The organism is Flavobacterium cupreum, assembly GCF_003996965.1.
Lineage (GTDB): Bacteria > Bacteroidota > Bacteroidia > Flavobacteriales > Flavobacteriaceae > Flavobacterium > Flavobacterium cupreum.
This window is the reverse complement of sequence record NZ_QWDM01000155.1, coordinates 1-327: the sequence shown is the minus strand read 5'-3', so window position 1 is coordinate 327 and position 327 is coordinate 1. Positions and strand designations below refer to the sequence as shown.

Sequence of the window (327 nt, the reverse complement as noted above, 5' to 3'; positions counted from 1 at the left end):
CGGCCGAGATGAACGAGTCGGTCGACAGCGATGCCTTGGTGATACCGAGCAGCACGTTTTCGTACGTCGCTGGGATCTTGCCGGCGGCGGTGACGCGGTCGTTTTCGTCCAGCAACTCCGAACGCTCGACCTGTTCACCAACGATGTAGTTCGCGTCGCCCGCTTCCACGATCTGCACGCGGCGCAGCATCTGGCGCACGATCACTTCGATGTGCTTGTCGTTGATCTTCACGCCCTGCAGACGGTACACGTCCTGCACTTCGTCGACGATGTAACGTGCCAGCGCTTCGATACCGAGCAGGCGCAGGATGTCTTGCGGATCGGCTG

The 327-nt window shown here is 60.9% G+C and carries 1 protein-coding gene; it reads right to left on the bottom strand.

The window, feature by feature from the left end; genetic code table 11:
- Positions 1-327: hypothetical protein (locus D0817_RS27015; protein WP_134737808.1), on the bottom strand; the 327-nt coding region annotated here is incomplete at both ends.